We start from the raw sequence: 19,796 nt of genomic DNA on the forward strand, positions 1-19,796 counted from the left end.
TGAAGGAGGTGCTTACCTATGTCAGAAACTCCATTAACCATTGTACCTTTCCAACTTCATAAAGAAGCTTCTTCATATTTGCTATCTGCTTTACAGATGTTTGCATATTGTCTTAATCAAGAAGGTGATAACGTATTTGCTGAGTATCCTAGTATTTATACGGCTCTTGGGATGATTTTATTAAATGAGCGGTAATGTCACTTTGTTCGTTTATACGGTGATTGATATCCGGTCTGTTATTCTATAGTTCGGTTGTGGGTTACGGATGTATAAGCGTATTCAGTCAATGAAAAGAATGTATGTTACAATCGCACTAACAAATAATCCTTTTTGATTATTTAATAAGGAGATGGATATGTCAAAGTCAAAGCCAATTTATGTGGAGACACTTATTAATACTGAAATGGAGAAATTGTGGGACTATACACAAAAACCGGATGTACATCAGCAGTGGGATTTGCGTTTTACGAACATCACCTATTTACCGAAAGAAAATGAAGGTGACCCGCAGCATTTTCTATATCAAACGAATATAGGCTGCGGATTAACGATTAATGGAACAGGTGAAAGTGTTAAAACAGTTATGAAAAAAAATGAGCGCGTTTCATCATTGAAATTTTGGGCGAATCATCCGCTTTCTTTAATTGTGGAAGGGAGTGGCTATTGGAAATATACACAAACGAGTGATGGGATTGTTTTTCTTACGCAATATGATTATGCTACTCGTTTTGGCTATTTGGGTAAATTAATGAATGTTGTATTTAAACCCCTTATGGGATGGGCGACTGCTTGGAGCTTTGACTGTTTACGATTGTGGCTGGAGAAGGGGATTTCGCCACAAATGTCGATGATGAGAAGTCTTTTTCATATCATTGCTAGCTTTGTGCTTGCTTTTATTTGGATATACCAAGGGTTAGTACCGAAAGTATTGTTTCAAGATGCGGGAGAGTTAGAGCTGTTACAAGGTACTGGTTTGTTTCAAGGACAAGAGGAGTTGTTCCTCTATATATTAGGAGTGCTACAAATAGGTTTCGGGTTATCGTTTTTATGGTTAGGTCGGTATTGGTGGTTGCATGTTATTAATATTGTAGCGCTGATTTGTTTAGGAGTAGGTGCTCTAACGAGCAGTGCTTATCTGTTGGCGGCGCCATTCAATCCGCTAACATTAACAATGGCTATGATTGGATACTCAATACTAATGATTTTGAATCTGAAGGATTTGCCGAGTGCTGATCATTGTAAGAGAAAACGAGATCGTAGTAGGTGAAGAAAATGCCATCAATCTATGAAAGAGCTTTGGGAGAAGATTACCAATACTTACATCCGAAAATTCAGCGTAAGTTTGCATTGTCGAGTGGACAAGCTGTGGCAAGCAGAGCCGAGGGAGTCATGAATGAAATATGGGGTGGCCGCTTCTGGATGCGCCCATTTCTTCATTTTGGGGGAATGAAACATTTGACTTTCTCAGAACGTGGACAAAATATTCCATTTTCCTTAGAGAATTATGCATATATGAACTCATTTGGACAGGACTGCATGTCTTGGATACGAAGATTTCATTTTAAGCAAATTAGACATTTTGACGCAACGATGGTTTATAGTGAAAAGCAGAAGAAGGTTATAGATTACTTAGGTTCTGATCAGGACTTAGTTACAAAACTTGATATAGACGTTTTGTCAAATGGAGGAATAAAGCTCGTATCTGGGCCACTGTTTATTAATAGAGAGCAAAAAATTTTGAAACTTCCAAGTCTTTTCTCAGCAAAAGCAACTGCGAAGGAATGGTTTAATGATGAACAAAATAGGTATCACATTGAAGTGGATGTGAAAAATCGTTATTTCGGAACGATTTTTGGCTATAAAGGAACGTTTACGGTTCAATATTATGACTTTAATGGGAATCTTCCGAGTGAGGTGAAACCACGTAAAGAAAAACCATTGAACTTGCTTTAAAAAGGAGAGAACGATGACAATAACGATCATGATACAAGCAATAGCTGGACTTGCCGTTTGGCTTGCGTCTTTTTTTATTGTTGATATCGGACTAATTGAACGACTGTTATTATTTTCCATTCTTGTGCTCGTACCGTTGATTCTTTACTTGACAGAAACGAAGGATCGTCATGGCGAATACTTTAAAACGTACAGAATCGCTGTTCATTTATTTCCGGTTGGTTCACTAATGGCATTTATATCTTTTTTCTTTTCACCAGGGGTACTAGCTGGGATGGTATCTGTTGGTTGGTTATTGTGGACAGGTATAGTGTTTGTCTATGGATTCATTAGGTTGGCGGCAAGGGGATTGGCACTTCTTGAGGAGATGAGTATTGACATTGGCTTAATGTATCTCTTGCTCGGCGGTGGCTGGTTTACGTTGTCTCAATTTGGAATCGATGTGATGAATTTTGGTTCATTAATTATCCTATTAACAGCCATTCATTTTCATTATTCAGCCTTTGTGACTCCTATTTTTCTTGGGTTGTTAGGAAGAGTGCTTAGGGAGAATGAGTATATGCCTATAACCTATCGGCTGGCAACGATCGGGGTCATGATTAGCCCGATAGGTGTGGCAGTTGGTATTACATACTCTCGTTTGGTTGAATTTACTTTTGTTGTATTGTTTGTACTATGTTTATGGATGTATACACTTCTCGTTATTAAATATGTACGAAAGAAACAAGCACATTTGGTCGGGTATCTTTTAATTAGTTTATCGGGTTTGATTCTTCTGTTTACGATGTTTCTTGCCTTTTATTATGGACTTGGTCGCTTATTGCGAGTTGACCTGATCCTTATCCCTGATATGGTGACATTACACGGAATTGGTAATGCGTTTGGCTTTGTGTTAATTGGTGTATTAGGCTGGCTAATAATCTTGCCTAAAATGTCTATGAACATATATGGAATCCCATTTAGCCACATCACAGGAAAGTGGAAAATAGGAGCAAATTTTTTTGAGAGGAATCAATTAAAAGCTGATAGTCGTTACCAAGGGCTAATGGATGATTTAAGTTTATTCGATCAATATGATTTTGATCCTCATCGAGTGAATGATGAGATTAGACAGTTCTATGAGAATCCCCTTTCCTTCAAGCTAGTATCAAAAACATATTGGCATAAGGGATTTCGATTGTTATCGAAGCTATATAAATGGATCAGTAGAAAAATGGAGCAAATTGATTTGCCATTACATGATCAAAAGGAAGAGCTTGAAGTAAACAGTAAGCTGATTGCGATAGATCCTAATGAAGATGGAAGAGAGCGACCTCGCGCGTGGATACGAACTGATAAAGAGTCGGGAAAGGCTGTTTTTGTAGCCTCATACTCTTATCATACTTATGGAGAGAAAAAATATTTAAACATCGCACTGCCTCTTCCACTCGGCCAAATGACAGCCGTTCTTCGCTTTGAAAATAACGAGTTTGAACACGGAGACGATGGTCTTGTGTTGACGAGTCAACCGAATAAATTTGGGAATGGTGATGAAGGCATTTATTATGTCACAAAATGGTTTGTGATTCGCTTGCCTCTTGATGAACGTTTTCAGTTAAGGGTGGAAGACGGTAGTGAGTCGATATTGAAAGCGAACCATCGTATGTGGTTGTGTGGAAAACATTTTTTAACGATTGATTATTGGATTAGTAGAAATAAATATGAATAATGTCTGTTCCTCAATTGTTAGTAGCAGCTAACGATTGAGGTTTTTTTATAAATAGAAACTATAAAGATCAGAGGAGTTTTAAGTCTGATGATGAGAAGAAAGCTATTTATTTTTCAAAGATTCAATTGACAATGATTCTCATTGTTATATACTATATGAAGCTCTTATCATAGATATTGATGATCATCGATATCTATTCGATAGATGACAAACGATTAAAATTATAAAAAGGGGAAGTACAAATGAAAAAGCTATTAATTTCATTGTTGTTAATTTTCATACTCGTTCTAAGTGCTTGTGGAAGTGACGAGTCAACAGATGTAAGTAATTCGAAAGAAAGTGATCCAGAGGCTGATGCTGAAATGATAACGTATGAGTCAGAGCTAGGACCAGTTGAGGTTCCTGCTAATCCGCAGAGAATAGTTGCCCTTACTAACGGACCGAATGTTCTTGCATTAGATGGAAACATCGTCGGAATTGATGAATGGACAGAAGCTAATCCTCTATTTACAGAACGACTTAAAGGCGTTGAAATCGTATCAGATGCAACCTTGGAGAAAATTCAGGAACTAAATCCGGATTTAATTATTGCCGGATCTTGGCAAGAGAATCTTGATAGCCTAAGTAAAATTGCACCGACTGTTGTTTACACTTGGGGTGCATTAGACTATTTATCGCAGCAGCTTGACATTGGGAAGCTCTTGAATAAAGAAGAAGAAGCGGCAGCATGGATAGAGGATTTTCAAAATCGCGCTCAATCAACTGGAGATGAGGTTAGAGCGCTAATCGGTGAGGATGCGACTGTTTCTGTTTTTGAAAATGGAAATGATGAGCTTTATGTATTTGGAGATGATTATGCACGTGGGACAGAAATTCTTTATCAAGAAATGAAACTGAACATGCCTGAACAAGTAGAAGAAATGGCTCTGGAATCGGGTGTTTATACACTCTCTTTAGAAGCTGTTCCTGAGTTTGCTGGAGATTATATAGTCTTAAGTAAAAATCCGGATGCTGATGATTCAATGTTTGAACTGAATACATGGCAGAACGTGCCGGCTGTTCAAAACGATCAAGTCATTGAAATTAATAGTAAAGCATCGACCTATAGTGACCCGATCACACTTGAGTATTTACTTGATATATTTGAAGGTTACTTTTTAGATTAAAAAAGCATCAAGCATTAGTATTAATACCCTCAACTGTTAGTGATTCTAATAGTTGAGGGTATTTCATTCCTAATGGTCTTAACGCGTTCTTCTAATCCTGAATTTGAAAATGTCATTGCGCAAGTAGTCGTAGCTCAGCATTACTGGTCTGTTTAGCTCATCGTAATGTAACTGTATCATTTGCATAACCGTCGTATGAGGGTGGATGAGTAGCTTTTGACAATAGCGGTCAATATGAAGAGGGACGGTTAGCTCAGTATCGCTACGTACGGTTCTAATGTGACAGTTATTCTCTAGGAACTCTGTTAAGGAACCATGTAGCTCCTCTTGTTCGAATACATTTCCTACAATGGATTTTGGCATAAGGTTCAATGAGCAGACGACAGGTTCGCCGTTTGCAGTACGAATACGTTCATGTTGGACAATGGGTTCTCCCTCATTAATAGATAAATAGTCTGCCCATTCTCTTGTAGCCGGTACGACATCGGAATACTCCTTTTTTTCTCCTTCGATTAATCCTGCTGACTGGATTAATTCTCCGATCTTCGTTAGTTTTTCTAAACTGTTATCAATGTTTGGTAGAGGTGTTGTAACAAATGTACCAACGCCATGCTTCACATTTACTTTTCCTTCTTGTTCTAATAACTTTATCGCGGAACGAAACGTTTCTCTGCTAACGTGAAAGGATTTGGCCATTTGCATTTCTGAGGGTAGTTTTCCCCCAATTGCTAATTGGCCAGATGTGATCATGTCTTCTATCTGTTCTTTAATCACTAAATAACTAGGTTTGTCTAATGTTTTCTTTGACATTTTATCCACCTCTAGACCTCTTTTTATTTTGAGTATACCATTCTTTGAACTATTAAATGATTTTAATTTATAGAAAGAGATTATTTTTTTATATCGAAATCGGTATAATGCAAGGGTTTAATGCTATTTGTAAAAAGTGTATTAAGAAAATTTCATAGAAAATTTACACGTTTTAAACAATAGCTTAATGAAAGTCTAGTACGATCAAATCACGAAGACGTCTATACAACATAAATGAGGAGGTCTGTATGTCTCAAGCAAACACAGAATTACATAGCAATAAACATGTAAGAATAAATAAGAAGAACGAACGAATCAGATTGATAAAAAGAGGGATTCCTCTTTATATCATGATGTTACCTGGTGTACTGTTCTTCCTCTTGTTTAAATATGGACCGATGGTTGGCTTGTCCGTTGCCTTTATGGAATATGATCCGTTTAAAGGCTTCTTCCAAAGTGAGTGGGTAGGAATTGAACATTTTATTCGACTGTTTGAAGAGCGTGTTTTCTTAAGTTTATTATGGAATACATTTGTGTTGAGTATTTATGATATTATCTTTTATTTTCCTGCACCTATTCTATTAGCTCTACTATTAAATGAAATTCGGTTACGTTTTTTTCGGACAACCATTCAAACGATTTTATACACACCGCACTTTGTATCATGGGTTGTTATCGTTGGGATCACCGTTATGATGTTCTCGACACAAAATGGAAGCATCAATAACCTGCTTGTTGATCTTGGATTTGATCGGATTGAACTTATGACAGATCCAGGTTATTTTCGACCGTTATGGGTCATTCATAATATTTGGAATGGGATGGGTTGGGATGCGATCGTTTATTTGGCGGCGATGTCTTCTATTAATCCACAGTTGTATGAAGCTGCTAGGGTGGATGGGGCAACTAGATTGCAAATGATTTGGTATATTACACTTCCTTCAATTATGTATTTAATTGTGATTATGTTGATCTTACGCTTTGGTGGGTTTATGGATTTAAGCTTTACTCATATTTACTTACTTCAAAATTCCTTGAACATGAGTGTTTCAGATGTATTTGATACATATGTGTATCGTGCAGGTGTTATTGGTGGGCAATTTAGCTATACGACTGCAGTTGGTTTATTTAAATCAGTGATAGCACTTAGTATGGTCATGGTCGCAAATACGATTGCAAAGAAGATGGGGAAGGAAGGGGTTTATTAATGAGGAAGCTTAAGCTAACAGAGGATAAACTATTCGATCTTATTGTCTATACGATGATCTCTCTCATTACATTAACAGTTCTATTACCGTTGCTCTATGTGTACGGTAGTTCAATCGCAGAACGAAGTGAATTTGTAACTAGAGGCTTTTTTATCATACCGAGAGAGCTTACGTTTGATGCTTATATCTATTTAATGAATAACAAGGAGTTTCTAAATGCCTTTAAAAACGCGGTAGTGATTACAGTGGTAGGGACGTTTTTGAATGTTTTACTCACTACGTTGATGGCATATGGCCTATCAAAAAAATGGCTACCAGGACGCACAGTGATCAATTTTATGGTTTTATTTACAATGCTTTTTAGTGGTGGGATGATTCCACTTTACTTAATTGTAAATAGCTTAGGGCTGCTTGATTCGTATTGGGCGATCTGGTTAACGAGTGCGATTTCTCCGTTTTATTTAATCGTTATGCGTGGCTTGTTTGGTAATATTCCACGTGAGTTAGAGGATGCAGCAAGAATTGATGGTTGTGGGGAGTGGCGTTTACTACTGACGGTTGCCTTACCATTAGCGAAGCCGGCGATTGCAACCTTTACGATTTTTTATATGGTTGCGCATTGGAACTCTTATTTTGAAGCAATTTTGTATTTACATGATCAAAGTCTAATGCCGTTACAAGTCATGCTTAGGCGGTTGATCATACAGGATGAAGAATTATTAGGAAGTGAAACAGCAGACATTTTATTTAGTCCAGCTGTTCCGATGGCTGCGATTGTGATTACGATTACGCCTCTTATTATCGTGTTTCCTTTCTTTCAGAAGTATTTTAATAAAGGTTTTTTATTAGGGTCTGTGAAGGAGTAGGAGGAGAAAATGAACAGAAAGGAGTTGGTTGATGAACCGTTTGTTATTCATAAGATTATGGTGATGTTTGTCTAAGGTAGTTAAAAAAGGAGGATGGAATAAGAATGAAGAAATATGGATGGTTTGTATTGTTATTGCTGTTCGTTTTAGTTGTCGTAGGTTGTGCTACTAATAGTGAAGAGACTATGCAAACAGAGGAAAATAAAGAATTATTAGATGCAGAGGTAGTAGATGACTTTGAACCATATAACTTTGATGAACATTTAACGATTTCGATGCTAACAACTGGTTCACCCATTCAATATGAAGGTAACGCAGTATTTGAATACATTGAAGAAAAATTTAATGTCACGTTTGATATCCACTATTATGATCGTGATGATTTTGATACGTATTTAAGTACTCTTGCAGCAAGTGGTGATTTACCAGATATTTGGCGCTTCGGTTATAATGATCCACGAATGTTTAATGATTGGGCAGAACGCGGTGCTTATTATGATGTGAAACCTTTGCTTGAATACCATCCGGAGCTTGAAGCTGGAATACCGACGTGGGCATGGGAAGTGTTAAATCCACCAGGGCACTATTTTGGGGTGCCTGAATACCGCTTGCAAACAAGAAATGTACTTGCGATCCGTCAAGATTGGCTCGATAATCTTGGATTAGACGTACCGGATACATTGGAAGAATTTTATGAGGTGGCTCATGCGTTCGCTAATCAAGATCCAAATGGGACTGGTCGGAATGATACAATCGGCTTTTCTGCTCTAGGCTTGTTTGCAGAAGAAGGAACAGCATGGAGAGGCGGAGCATTCGGGCTTGCGCGAGAATGGAAAGAAATTGACGGTGAGCTTGTGCCATATCAAGCGCAATTGGATGAGTTAACAGAATATATTACATTTATGAGGAAGGCTTATGAGGAGGATGTGTTAGATAAGGATTTCATGCTGCATAGCGATTGGCGTGATGCTAATGAACGCTTGAGTGAAGGAATTGCTGGTATTGAATACGTGAATCCAAATAGTGTTCATAGGAAAGAAGCAGAGGATATTAAAGCTCATGATCCGGATGCGGCGTTGACGTTCCTTCCCCCTCCAGCTGGTCCAGATGGGGAAAGAACGACACCGACAAGGCCTAGTTATTTTAAAAAGGTGATTAATGCTAATGTTACTCAGGAAAAGGCGCATCGAATTCTAGCGATCTATGAATGGAACATAACTGAAGGCTATGAAATTACGCGTCATGGTTTAGAGGATATTCATTATACGGTTCATGAAGATGGTACGGTTGAACAATTAGATGCATGGGAAGAGCATGAGCCGGCATCAATTGGAACGGATATATTAAGAGCATGGAATCCGTTGCATCGTGCTTACTGGTGGTTAGGTGAAGAGTTTGAGCAAGAGTTAGCTGCTCAATATGAAATGAATGAAAAGTATATTTGGGAGGATGATAACCCCGGATTAGTCTCGGACAAAAATGTTGAAATCGGTGCGCAGCTAAATGCGGAGTTCGAGCAAATGTTAACAGAGGTTGTGGTCGGTAGAAGAGGGATGGAGGCTGTTCAATTAGCTGTTGAACAATGGCTTGAGAATGGTGGACAAGAAATCATCGATGAAGTGAATCAATTATATTTTGAATATAACACTGCGCGTCAATGAAAATGGAGGTATATAATGAAGATTGATTTGCATACACATGGAAAGTTGAGTAAAAAAGCAGAATTTACGTTAGATGGGTTTCGTGAGCATGTTCTACAAGCGAAAGAAATTGGTTTAAGTGGCTTTGCGTTAACAGAGCATTTTAATACGATTAACTTTGAATTTATCTATGATACATTAGATGCCCATTATTCTTATATGAATGACTACTATGATGTGGAGGGCTTGCGAGTATTTCCTGGGATGGAGGTTGATATTCAAGAGGTCGGTCATATTCTCCTCATCGGAAAACGTCAAGACATGAAAGAGATAAATGAATTCTTAGTTCCGTATCGTGCAAAAGAGAGCTTTATTCCTTTTGATAGCTTATTAGCATTCGTTCGTCCTTATCATGTCTTGAAAATCGGTGCACATCCATTTAGAGAATCCAAAGGGCTAGCTCATCTTGATAAGGGGCGTTTAAAGCAATTAGATGCTTTAGATTTAAATGCGACAGATTTATACCATCAAGGCCTGAAAATGAGAATGGAATTAGTTATTTTTGCAAATGAATTACAGCTTCCTGTTGTTGCGGGAAGTGACACTCATCACTCTCTTCAATTTGGTAGTGTTTATAATGATTTGAGAGAAGAAGTCTCTACTATTCAAGAATTGAAAGATGTGATTATGAGAAATGCTTATGATATCGAGATTTCACCATGTTTAAAGGAAAAGGTAAAGGCAGCCCGTTTAGTTAAAAAAACATTAAAGAAAAGTTTGAGTGTTTAATGAGTAGTAAGGAGAGACGGCCGAATATTTTACTCATTTTACTTGATCAATTGCGGGCTGATTACCTTGGGTATGCACAAACGGTTGTGCATACCCCACATATTAATCGCTTGGCGAAGCGGGGCGTGACATTTACTCAGGCAGTTTGTAATAGCCCAGCGTGTGTTCCTAGTCGCGCATCAATGATGAGTGGTCGATATCCGCATCGGATCAATGTGTTAAGTAATGATCAGCATTTTCCTTTAAATCAGAAAACGTATATGCAGGAATTACGCCAGGCTGGTTATCAAGTTGCGGGAATTGGAAAGCTTGAGTTACATAAATCAGACCTTCAATATGGAGAAAAAGGAAATAAACCGATTAATTATCATTTTGGATATACACATCCATTTGAAACGGAAGGGAAGATGAGCTCAGCGAAATCTCATATAAAAAATGGTCAAGGACAGTTGTTGACAGGACCATATCAATATTACCTTGAAGAAAAAGGGTTGCTGCAAACCTACATAGAAGACTATCGTGGCAGAGAACGACGGCCACCGTGGTATTCGTCCTGTTCTATCCTAGAAGAACAAGATCGTATTGATTCTTTTGTGGGGAGGCAGGCGTGCTCCTTTATAGAAGAGGCTTCATCTGAGAATCCGTGGTTTTGTAGTGTGAACTTCTTAAGCCCTCACGATCCGTGGGATGCACCAAAGCGTTATTATGATATGTATAAGGATACTCTGTTCCCTCTATCTATTCCTAAAAAACAAACAGGTAAGCCGTCTTGGATTATTAGAAGACAAAAGGATCATAGTGCGAATCTGACAGAAGAGGCATTAAATGAAGTGAAAAGGCATTATGTAGCAATGATTACACATTTAGATGAATGGGTAGGAGCATTGGTTGATCGTATAAATGAACGCCATGAGGAACGAGAGACGATTGTTCTATTTGCTTCTGATCATGGCGAAATGCTAGGTGATCATGGATTGTTTAGAAAAAATGTGATGTATGAAGGAGCTGTACGTGTTCCGTTAATTATTTCAGATCCAACTGAAAATCATATTGCTGGAACGAAGAATGACGAATTAGTGGAACTGATCGACTTGTTTCCGACCATTTTGGAAATGGCTGGTATTGATTGTACCTCACATAATATAGATGGAAAAACATTGTATCCGATCATTAAAGGGCAAGCAAGAGGCAATCATAAAGCATTTCAATATGCTCAATGGAATCAAATTAAAATGGTTCGTACTCATCAATATAAATTGATAGAACATGGTGAACAGGGAATGGAATTATACGACCTACAAGCGGATCGTAAGGAACTGAATAATCTAGTCAATGAGAAAGAAGATATTGTCTACTCATTGACTCAATTGTTAAACCAACTAGCATAAATATAAAAAATCCTATGACGAATTCAATTGAATTCGTCATAGGATTTTTTACGTATAATGATAATATAATTATGAAATAATTAATAGTTATATTTCTATTTTGTGTTTATTTTGTTATAGTGTTAAATAAAAGGTTTATCAATACAGGTGAAAAAGGGAGATAGATCGTATGACAAAAACAATGATAAGGAACCCCATATACTGGGCTGATATTCCCGATGTTGATGTGATTCGGGTTGACTCTGTTTATTATATGGTGAGTACGAGTATGCATACAGTACCAGGCTGTCCGATTATGAAGTCAGAAAATTTGGCTGATTGGGAGATAGTTGGTTATGTGTTTGATACGTTAGAGGACAATGATGCTCATTGTCTGTTAGATGAGAAAGGAATTTATGGACAAGGGTCGTGGGCGGCTAGCTTACGCCATCATAATGGAACATTCTATGTTTGCTTCTCTAGTAATGATATGAATCAATTTTACATTTATCAGACTAAAGATATTGAAAAAGGTGAGTGGGAGCGTTCAACGATTGAAGGCATTTACCATGATCCCGCTCTGTTATTAGATGAGGAGCGCGTCTATGTGATCTATGGCTGTGGTGATATCCGAATGACAGAGCTAACAGAGGATGTAAAAGCAGTCAAAGAGGGTGGAGTGAACGAGCTGCTGCTAGAAACTGAAAAGGAAGGGATCGGTCTTCGATGCGAAGGGTGCCATGCTTACAAACTGAACGGTTACTACTACTTACTATTTATTGAATGGCCAACAGGAGGAAATCAGAGAAGACGGCAAATCGCATATCGTTCTAAGGAGCTACTTGGAGAATATGAACGTAAAGTTATTTTGGATGACGATATGGGATATTTTAATAAAGGGATTGCTCAAGGTGCTATTTTCGATACACCGACTAATGAGTGGTTTGCGATGTTGTTTCAAGACCATGATGCGGTTGGAAGAATTCCATACATACTGCCTGTAAGCTGGGAAGATGATTGGCCGATGATTGGAATCGATGGAAAGGCACCGGAAGAGTTTGAAATCGATTTGCAAACAACGACAATGAAAAAGCCTCTTGTCATAAGTGATGAATTCTTTTATGAAGACAATGAACTAGCATTGAATTGGCAGTGGAATCATAATCCTGATCATGATAAATGGTCTGTGAAAAAGCGTCCAGGTTATTTGCGGCTAGAAACGTGTCAGCTAGTAAGTAGTGTGTTACAGGCACGAAATACGTTAACACAACGGACAGAAGGGCCAAAATGCTCGGCTTCAATTAAGCTTGAGCTAGCTCATATGGAGGCAGGTGACCATGCAGGGATGGTTGCTCTTCAAAGTCATTTCGGTACGGTTGGTGTTAAGGCTTTGGGTCGTAACGACTATCGTGTTGTGATGACGATGAACGAAGACGGACATAATGAAAGAGAAATCGAAAATATCCCATATGAACAGGAAGTAATCGATCTCAAAGTTGATTTCAACTTTATTGATAGTCAAGATTTAGCGACATTTTATTATTCATATAACGGACAAGAATGGAATCAAATCGGGGAGCCTTTACGGATGAAATATACGTTAGATCATTTTATGGGCTATCGAATTGGAATCTTTAATTATCCGACAAAGAGAACCGGTGGGTATGTAGATGTTGATTATTTTCATTATGAAAAAATTAAACGATAAGTGTGCTTGTAATAGAATGTTCTAAAGGGTAAAGACCTTTTAGGGCATTCTTTTTTGAAGAAGTATGAGGAGTAGTCAAGTTGGGTGTGTAAGCCGGTTCAGGGGTGGCGTCGGCTTCATACGTTACATGTTAGTCTGAAAGAAGGATCCCTTCAGATTAACTCAAGCACTTGTAACGATTACGACGTAATTAAGAAAAGACTGTTGCTCAGCTTTCCTTATTGTATAGCTAGAATGTCATCATTATTCAGAACGTAGACAAAAAAATTCTCAAAGGCATTTTTACGTTACTTCTTCTATTCAAAGCGTGCCCCCATTCCAGTCAAAGCGACGTATCGTAGCAACGAATCAAAAAGCCTGTCGACTGTTTCGATTTTGCGAGACAGTTGACAGGCTGAATGATTATGAATATGTTAAATCCTTATTTCTTTTTATTTCGTTATGATAAGTAGAGGTGGTGAGAGAATGCCGACTGATCAAGAATTAATAGAGGAAATTATAAATGGTAGTCAAGCTGCGATGGAAGTACTAGTCAAAAGACATTATAAGCTTATTTTTTCATACGTTTATCGAAAAGTTGGCGACTATCATCTCGCATATGATATGACGCAAGAAGTGTTTATTAAGCTGATGAAATCAATTACCAGCTATCACAATAGTGGAGAGTTTAAGCATTGGCTGCTTAAAATTGCGGTTAATCAGTGTCGTGATTATTTTCGAAGTAGCGCTTATAAGAAGAGAGCTGGTGAAGAAGAGTTGGGTACTCATGTGCCAAGTCATCAGGAGTCAGTATGGGATTTAGTTAGCAAAAAGGCTGATAGTGAAAAAGTAAAGGCAGCCGTTGCGCAGTTACCTGATTACCAGAGAGAGGCCATTATTTTACGGTTCTATCACGGTTTGAAGGTGAAGGAGATTTCTGAAGTAACCAATAGTAAGGAAGCAACGGTAAAATCAAGGGTCAAGCAAGGAGTAGACAAGCTCAGAAGATGGTTAAAAGGAGGGGACGAGAGTGAAGAAAAACGAACATTTCGATAAGTTTAAGAAATTACAGGATGAATTAGATTGTTATATTGTGAAATTTCCCAATGATGAGATGATTGAGTCAACTGTTGATTCATTAAGGCAATATGTTCCTCAGAAAGAAACGCAGGCTAGTTCAAAAATCGAGAAGATGAGAGCGTTGGTTTCTCGGGCAGGAAGGGAGATAGCGTTTATTCATAAAGGGTTTTGGGCTATAAGTTGTTTTCTATTATTTATTGGTTACTATATCTCGAATGTGACGATGACAAACCCACTCTTTATTCTTATTTTATTAGCTCCTCTTCCCTTTGCATTAGGGCTATTAGAAGTGTTTCGTGCACGAGATAAAGGACTACTTGAGATGGAGATGGCATGTAAACATTCTGTTTATGAAGTCGTTCTTTCAAGACTTTTCATCATTTCTGTCTATAACATCATCCTAATGGTTGGTGTGACGATTTTAGTCATGCCGAATCTTCCTCATTATTCTCTTTGGGAGGTTTCGTTAACTTGGATGACACCTTTTACATGGTTTGTGGCTCTTGCTTTATTTATTAGCGTACATGTTCGTGGATTGGTGTTTGTCCCTTTATTTATGGCGTTATGGGCCATGTTTAGCTTTCTTTTGTTCTCACAACATTCATGGGTAGAGGTTATCACTCATGTGAATCTTGTTCTACACGTCGTGTTCTTACTAGTAGGAGCCACTCTATGTGTCATTCAGCTTAAGCGCACGGTAAGGAAATATTCATCATATGAAAGGGTGGGAATCGGTGAAGCTAGTTTTTGATAACGTTGCGAAGAAGTTTAAGGATACATGGGCGGTGGAGCTCTTTTCGGCAGAACTAACAGAGGGTGTCTATGCGTTGTTAGGGCCAAATGGTTCAGGGAAGACAACGTTGATGAGAATGACTGCACATATTTTAAAACCAACTTCAGGTAGAATCTTGTTAGATGGGAAGGATATATCGTTGTTGGATGAAAAGTATCGAGATTTATTAGGGTATTTGCCACAAGACTTTGGCATGTATCCTCATTTTACGGCTGAACGTTTTCTTAATTATTTTGCTAGCTTAAAAGGGCTCGATAAGCAGCAGACAAAAGAGAAGGTAACTGAAGTATTGAAGATTGTCCATCTAGAGGAGAGTCGGAAAAAGAAGGTGAGGACATTTTCAGGTGGGATGAAACGACGCCTTGGAATTGCACAAGCATTATTAAATGATCCACGTATCGTAGTTGTCGATGAACCAACGGCTGGACTTGATCCGAAAGAACGAATTCGATTTCGGAATTTATTATCAGATATTTCTCAGGAAAGAATTGTATTATTATCTACACATATTGTTTCTGACATTGAATATATCGCAAAAGAAATATTCATCATGGAAAATGGAAGCTTGAAGCAAACGAGCAATGTAGACGGTCTACTAGCTGAAATGGATGGTAAGGTGTGGAAGGTGCTCATGAAACAAGAAGAATTGCACTTGGTACAAACTCATTATAAAGTCGGTAATATTCAGAGAAAAGAGCACGAAGTCGAAGTTCGCATTGTCAGTGATGAACAGCCGTTTGATCATGCAAAGGCAGTGCCCCCTACATTAGAGGATGTGTATTTGTACCATTTCTATGAGGAGGTTCAGGAGAATGTATAAGCATGAATGCTATAAGATATTTACACGTAAAAGTAGTTACGTCGTGTTTGCTCTTGTGCTTGCTTTAATGGTTTATGCAGAGAGAGTGCCTGCTGATTGGAACATGGCAAGTGACATATACGAGGAGTTATATGAAGAACTAGGTGGACCGGTATCTGAAGAGAAGGAGTCGTATGTTCGTGAACAAATGGAGGCTTCAGATGCCCAGGAACTAGGTATTTATACAGAAGAGGATAGAATAGCTGGAGAAGTCTATTACTTAGTGTCTCTAGCAGGACTAGGGTTACAAGAGAATACGGCTCGTCAGAATGAACTGAAGGAACAAATGGACAGGTTAAGTGCTAGTCGTTATGACTATAGAGTAGCTGAAAAGGAACTTGGGATGCTAAAGGAAGTTGAGAGTTCCTATGGCTTTTATATTGTTCAAGCGTGGTTAGGAATGTTTCATTTCATCGAGCCGTTTTTTTCTGTTATTTTATTAGCCATTTTAATTTTGATTGGCTTATCTCCTGTTTTTGCAGATGAATTTACTCAAAGGACAACAGGGCTCATTTTAGCGACGAAGAATGGAAAGCGTCATTTGGTGACCGCGAAATTAATGGCAGCTGTTACTTATATCGTTACAATATTTCTATCGTTGCATGTCTTTAATTTTATTTTACAGCTTAATAAGTATGGTGGGATACAAGGGTGGAATGCGCCGATTCAAAGCTTGAAAACGGCGTCTCCGTATTCAAATTATTTTAACTCTCCATTTGCATGGGAGGTTTGGCAATTTTATGCTGTTACATTAAGTGTGCAATTTTTTGGAAGTGTTGCTTTCGCATTAGTCGTTCTTAGCGCCTCCGTTTTTACGAGAAATGCACTCGTTACGTTTTTTGTTTCTGGCGTGGTTTTAGGTTTACCTCGCGTAATGAATGTGATCGGTTCAGAATATCAATGGGCACACTTTCTAACGTCTTTTAGTTATATGGAAACGTTACGAATCGAGAGGTTATTTTCATCATTCAATGCTTATAACGTGCTAGGGCAACCGATTTTATACCCCGTCTTGCAAGTGATCATATATACGATTATTTCCGTTTGCTTGATTGGGTTCATTTATCGTGTGTTTCGTAAGCATCAGGTAAGTTATTAAAAGGAAGAATGTGCTGGCTGATCGTTTGCAGTCAGCTCTTTTTATTCATAGTGAGTAATGTACAGATAAGCCGAATGGTTGAGCAGATTATAATGATCGAAAACGTAATAAGTAATAAAACTGGATGTGAAACAGTGTCGTAAATGGTGAGAAGATAAAGTAAGCAAATGAGAGATATACCAACTAGAATAAAGTCTAGTGCAAGTAATAAAATCGATTTCCGTGTGTTATGTGTATTAGGATTAGCCATAGTTGCATCTCCTTTTTCCATGTTAGGTATATATTAACATAAGAATGGGTCTGAGTAGAGTGACTTTTTTAAGATTTTGGTTTACGTGAGTATCACTTGATTTTTTGTTTGTGATGTAACGTTAGTAAACAAGAGGAGAATAGTTAGTAGTGTATGTTGGAAAAATCGGTTAGCTAAAACATTACTTGTTTTTATTGAGATGCATTTATGGGCTTAGGTAAAAGGCGATTAGTAAAGTAGTCCCTTTTTTTAAAGAAATAAGTGTAAAACTATTAAAAGAAAAAGCTAAGATAGCCAATTTTTTAATAAGTGTTGTGATTAGCTTGTATTAAGTTAACGATAAATATAGTAAGTCTCTCAACAGAGATAAAAATTACATTTTCTAAGTGAACTGATAATGCAGAGTAGATCGTTTGAGCCGTGTTACTGTTTTAAAAACATTGAATAATAAAGTGGGTATTAGAGGGGACTAAAATATAAATGTATGTATGTGGATATTAGAATGAAGATGCTAAAAGGGGTTGTTTTAAAAGGTGTGTTTATTGATCTTTTAAGACAACATCTTTCTTAAAAGAGAATAAATTGTATAGGGGATGCGGAGGAAATGCAAGCTGATTGGTGGAAAAATGCTAGCTCCTAGTATAGGAGAACTACATGTTCATTCAAGATATACACAAGGCATCAGAACTTACACAATAAAAAAATCAATCATGAATCCATGTTTAAGACACATAAATCTATATACTTAAAAATAAACTAATTATAATATATTTATTAAGTAATGTAAGCGCATACGTAATCTTTGAGTGATTAGCGAACTAGTGTTAAACAAATATTTTTTTACGTTTTGTCATAATGAAGGTCAGACATCTAGTATTGGCTCATAATTTATTTCGAGTTATCCATTAGTTTATTAAACCTCTGTATCATTTGTTTTTCATTGGTGTCAATGTAAACATTTACGGGGGAAAACTCAAAATTATCGAAGGAGGTGGTGTATGTCTAAAGTCAATTCTGATAGTGGTGAAAGTGGAAAGGAAGCATGATCAAAAAGACCAATACGAGGGGGTTGTTTTTATGAAAGCGCTTAAATTATCAATGCTTTTATGTATCGTTCTAATGATGTTCGTTGGATTAATCGCATGCAGTAGCGATGGAACTGGAACAACTGATGAAGCAGAAATAAATAGTGATGAAGAAATAAATAGTGATGAAGAAGGAAATGGTGATGAAGAAGGTAACGAAGGTGAAGAGGTGGAACAAAATCAAGCCGTAGATCTTGATGGTCGTGTGATTCGCATTGCTAATCACTGGGATATGACACCACCTGGGGGAACTGAACTAAGAGATATGATCGTTGATCGACATGCTGAAGTTGAAGAGAAGTACAATATTACTATTGAATATGTTGAAGTAACATACGATGAGAAAGTAAGTACGTTAACAAACTCGATTTTGGCGAATGATCCGTTTGCAGATTTAGTTAGTCTTTCAACTGCTCAGACTGCTGCATTAGTTAAGGAAGAGTATTTAATCCCAGTAAATGAATTTGCTGATTTAAATGAAATTGCTGTTCCTAAAATATCTCAAGAACTAGGAACGATGGATGATCAATTTTATATGATTGGAAGTACGGTGAATCATAGTGGTGGTTTGTTCTATAACAAAACGATGTTTGAACAAGCAGGTTTGCCTGACCCTTATGAACTACAAGAAAAAGGGGAATGGACATGGGACGCAATGCTTGAAGCTGCAAAAGAATTAACATCAGGAGAACAATTTGGAATGAGTGCTGACCATAACGCACTTCCTTTATTTTTAATCTCGTCAAACGATGAAGATATCTTAGATATTTCTAATTTAGAAGTGAAAATTGATTCTCCGAAAGCGACCGAAGCACTTGAATTTATGGCAGCGCTTTATAATGAGCATCGTGTTATTAAGCCGAATGAAGGTGATAACTATGAAGATCCAAAGCGTTACTTTACAGAAGGACTTACCGGAATGGTCATAGGTTATAGTTGGGAAATGGAAGGACGTGCTGATCTTCCATTTGATTGGGGCTATGTTTACTTTCCGAAAGGACCACAAGCTGATGACTATATAGTGCCAGTTAATAGCTACGAAGGGTTAACGATACCTATCGGGGTTGAAGATCCTGAAATTGTATATCAAATCTGGGAGGATCTACAAGTATGGGAGATTTTAGAGGATGAACGAAATGAGTGGTTTGAAATTATTTCTCCTAATATGGAAACATATAACACGCTAATTGATATGCAGAATAATGTCATTCCGAATTATTGGCCCGCTTATGGACTTGAAGAAGCATTTTATGAAATGAATGAGAATATTGCAGAGGGGGTTGAATCGCCTTCCCAAGCAGTTGCAAAAGTGAAAGGTGAAGCGCAGTCATTAGTAGATGAATTTACGAAATAATTCAATTGTAGCATTAAGTAATGACTCCATTTTATGTGTTTTTGTATGATCAATAATGAAATAGGTAGCTGACCAGCTACCT

The 19,796-nt window shown here is 37.6% G+C and carries 17 protein-coding genes; 16 read left to right on the top strand and 1 reads right to left on the bottom strand.

The genetic code is table 11. The features are described from left to right. Positions 1–18 precede the first annotated feature (18 nt). The 5 genes from ACERJO_RS05835 to ACERJO_RS05855 all read left to right on the top strand — a co-directional run bounded on the left by ACERJO_RS05835 (position 19) and on the right by ACERJO_RS05855 (position 4,827). Positions 19–195, top strand: a complete 177-nt coding sequence (locus ACERJO_RS05835; RefSeq protein WP_247105771.1) for a hypothetical protein — start codon at positions 19–21, stop codon at positions 193–195. Between the two features lie 160 nt (positions 196–355). Next, positions 356–1,267, top strand: coding sequence for a DoxX-like family protein (locus ACERJO_RS05840; protein WP_373646875.1), 912 nt, complete (start codon positions 356–358; stop codon positions 1,265–1,267). A 5-nt stretch (positions 1,268–1,272) separates the two neighbouring features. Next, the gene (locus ACERJO_RS05845) at positions 1,273–1,953 is read left to right on the top strand and encodes a DUF4166 domain-containing protein (protein ID WP_247105769.1); all 681 of its coding nucleotides are present in this window, start codon (positions 1,273–1,275) and stop codon (positions 1,951–1,953) included. Positions 1,954–1,966: 13 nt separating this feature from the next. Continuing rightward, complete coding sequence (locus tag ACERJO_RS05850; protein WP_373646876.1) at positions 1,967–3,661, top strand: YndJ family protein; 1,695 nt, start codon at positions 1,967–1,969, stop codon at positions 3,659–3,661. A 242-nt stretch (positions 3,662–3,903) separates the two neighbouring features. Then, a complete protein-coding gene (locus tag ACERJO_RS05855; RefSeq protein ID WP_247105767.1) occupies positions 3,904–4,827 on the top strand; it encodes an iron-hydroxamate ABC transporter substrate-binding protein in 924 nt (307 codons plus the stop codon). A gap of 78 nt (positions 4,828–4,905) precedes the next feature. Here ACERJO_RS05855 and ACERJO_RS05860 read toward each other — a convergent pair whose 3' ends face one another. Beyond that, positions 4,906–5,637 carry a GntR family transcriptional regulator gene (locus ACERJO_RS05860; protein ID WP_373646877.1) on the bottom strand — a complete coding sequence of 244 codons (732 nt, stop codon included), beginning with the start codon at positions 5,635–5,637 and terminating at the stop codon, positions 4,906–4,908. Positions 5,638–5,885: 248 nt separating this feature from the next. On the opposite strand from ACERJO_RS05860, the gene ACERJO_RS05865 reads away from it, so the two are divergent. The 11 genes from ACERJO_RS05865 to ACERJO_RS05915 all read left to right on the top strand — a co-directional run bounded on the left by ACERJO_RS05865 (position 5,886) and on the right by ACERJO_RS05915 (position 19,714). Further along, complete coding sequence (locus ACERJO_RS05865; protein ID WP_373646878.1) at positions 5,886–6,845, top strand: ABC transporter permease; 960 nt, start codon at positions 5,886–5,888, stop codon at positions 6,843–6,845. Further along, complete coding sequence (locus ACERJO_RS05870) at positions 6,845–7,711, top strand: carbohydrate ABC transporter permease (RefSeq protein ID WP_373646880.1); 867 nt, start codon at positions 6,845–6,847, stop codon at positions 7,709–7,711. Before ACERJO_RS05865 ends, ACERJO_RS05870 begins: the two co-directional genes overlap by 1 nt. Positions 7,712–7,815: 104 nt before the next feature. Further along, complete coding sequence (locus ACERJO_RS05875; RefSeq protein WP_373646882.1) at positions 7,816–9,372, top strand: type 2 periplasmic-binding domain-containing protein; 1,557 nt, start codon at positions 7,816–7,818, stop codon at positions 9,370–9,372. Between the two features lie 15 nt (positions 9,373–9,387). After that, positions 9,388–10,140, top strand: coding sequence for a PHP domain-containing protein (locus tag ACERJO_RS05880; protein WP_373646883.1), 753 nt, complete (start codon positions 9,388–9,390; stop codon positions 10,138–10,140). Further along, positions 10,140–11,528: a sulfatase family protein gene (locus ACERJO_RS05885; RefSeq protein ID WP_373646884.1), complete on the top strand. Its 1,389-nt coding sequence runs from the start codon at positions 10,140–10,142 to the stop codon at positions 11,526–11,528. The genes ACERJO_RS05880 and ACERJO_RS05885 overlap by 1 nt, the downstream gene beginning before the upstream one ends. Before the next feature lie 169 nt (positions 11,529–11,697). Then, positions 11,698–13,215, top strand: coding sequence for a glycoside hydrolase family 43 protein (locus ACERJO_RS05890; protein ID WP_247105760.1), 1,518 nt, complete (start codon positions 11,698–11,700; stop codon positions 13,213–13,215). Positions 13,216–13,680: 465 nt separating this feature from the next. After that, positions 13,681–14,250, top strand: a complete 570-nt coding sequence (locus ACERJO_RS05895) for an RNA polymerase sigma factor (RefSeq protein WP_373646885.1) — start codon at positions 13,681–13,683, stop codon at positions 14,248–14,250. Then, positions 14,225–15,025 (top strand): hypothetical protein, encoded by an 801-nt coding sequence (locus ACERJO_RS05900; RefSeq protein WP_247105758.1) that lies wholly within the window; start codon positions 14,225–14,227, stop codon positions 15,023–15,025. Before ACERJO_RS05895 ends, ACERJO_RS05900 begins: the two co-directional genes overlap by 26 nt. Further along, on the top strand, positions 15,009–15,887 hold the full coding sequence (locus tag ACERJO_RS05905) for an ABC transporter ATP-binding protein (protein ID WP_373646886.1): 879 nt from the start codon (positions 15,009–15,011) through the stop codon (positions 15,885–15,887). The genes ACERJO_RS05900 and ACERJO_RS05905 overlap by 17 nt, the downstream gene beginning before the upstream one ends. Further along, complete coding sequence (locus tag ACERJO_RS05910; protein WP_373646887.1) at positions 15,880–17,025, top strand: hypothetical protein; 1,146 nt, start codon at positions 15,880–15,882, stop codon at positions 17,023–17,025. Before ACERJO_RS05905 ends, ACERJO_RS05910 begins: the two co-directional genes overlap by 8 nt. Positions 17,026–18,352: 1,327 nt before the next feature. Next, positions 18,353–19,714 carry an ABC transporter substrate-binding protein gene (locus ACERJO_RS05915; RefSeq protein WP_373646888.1) on the top strand — a complete coding sequence of 454 codons (1,362 nt, stop codon included), beginning with the start codon at positions 18,353–18,355 and terminating at the stop codon, positions 19,712–19,714. Positions 19,715–19,796 lie beyond the last annotated feature (82 nt).

The organism is Halalkalibacter sp. AB-rgal2 (assembly GCF_041821005.1).
Lineage (GTDB): Bacteria > Bacillota > Bacilli > Bacillales > Bacillaceae_D > Halalkalibacter.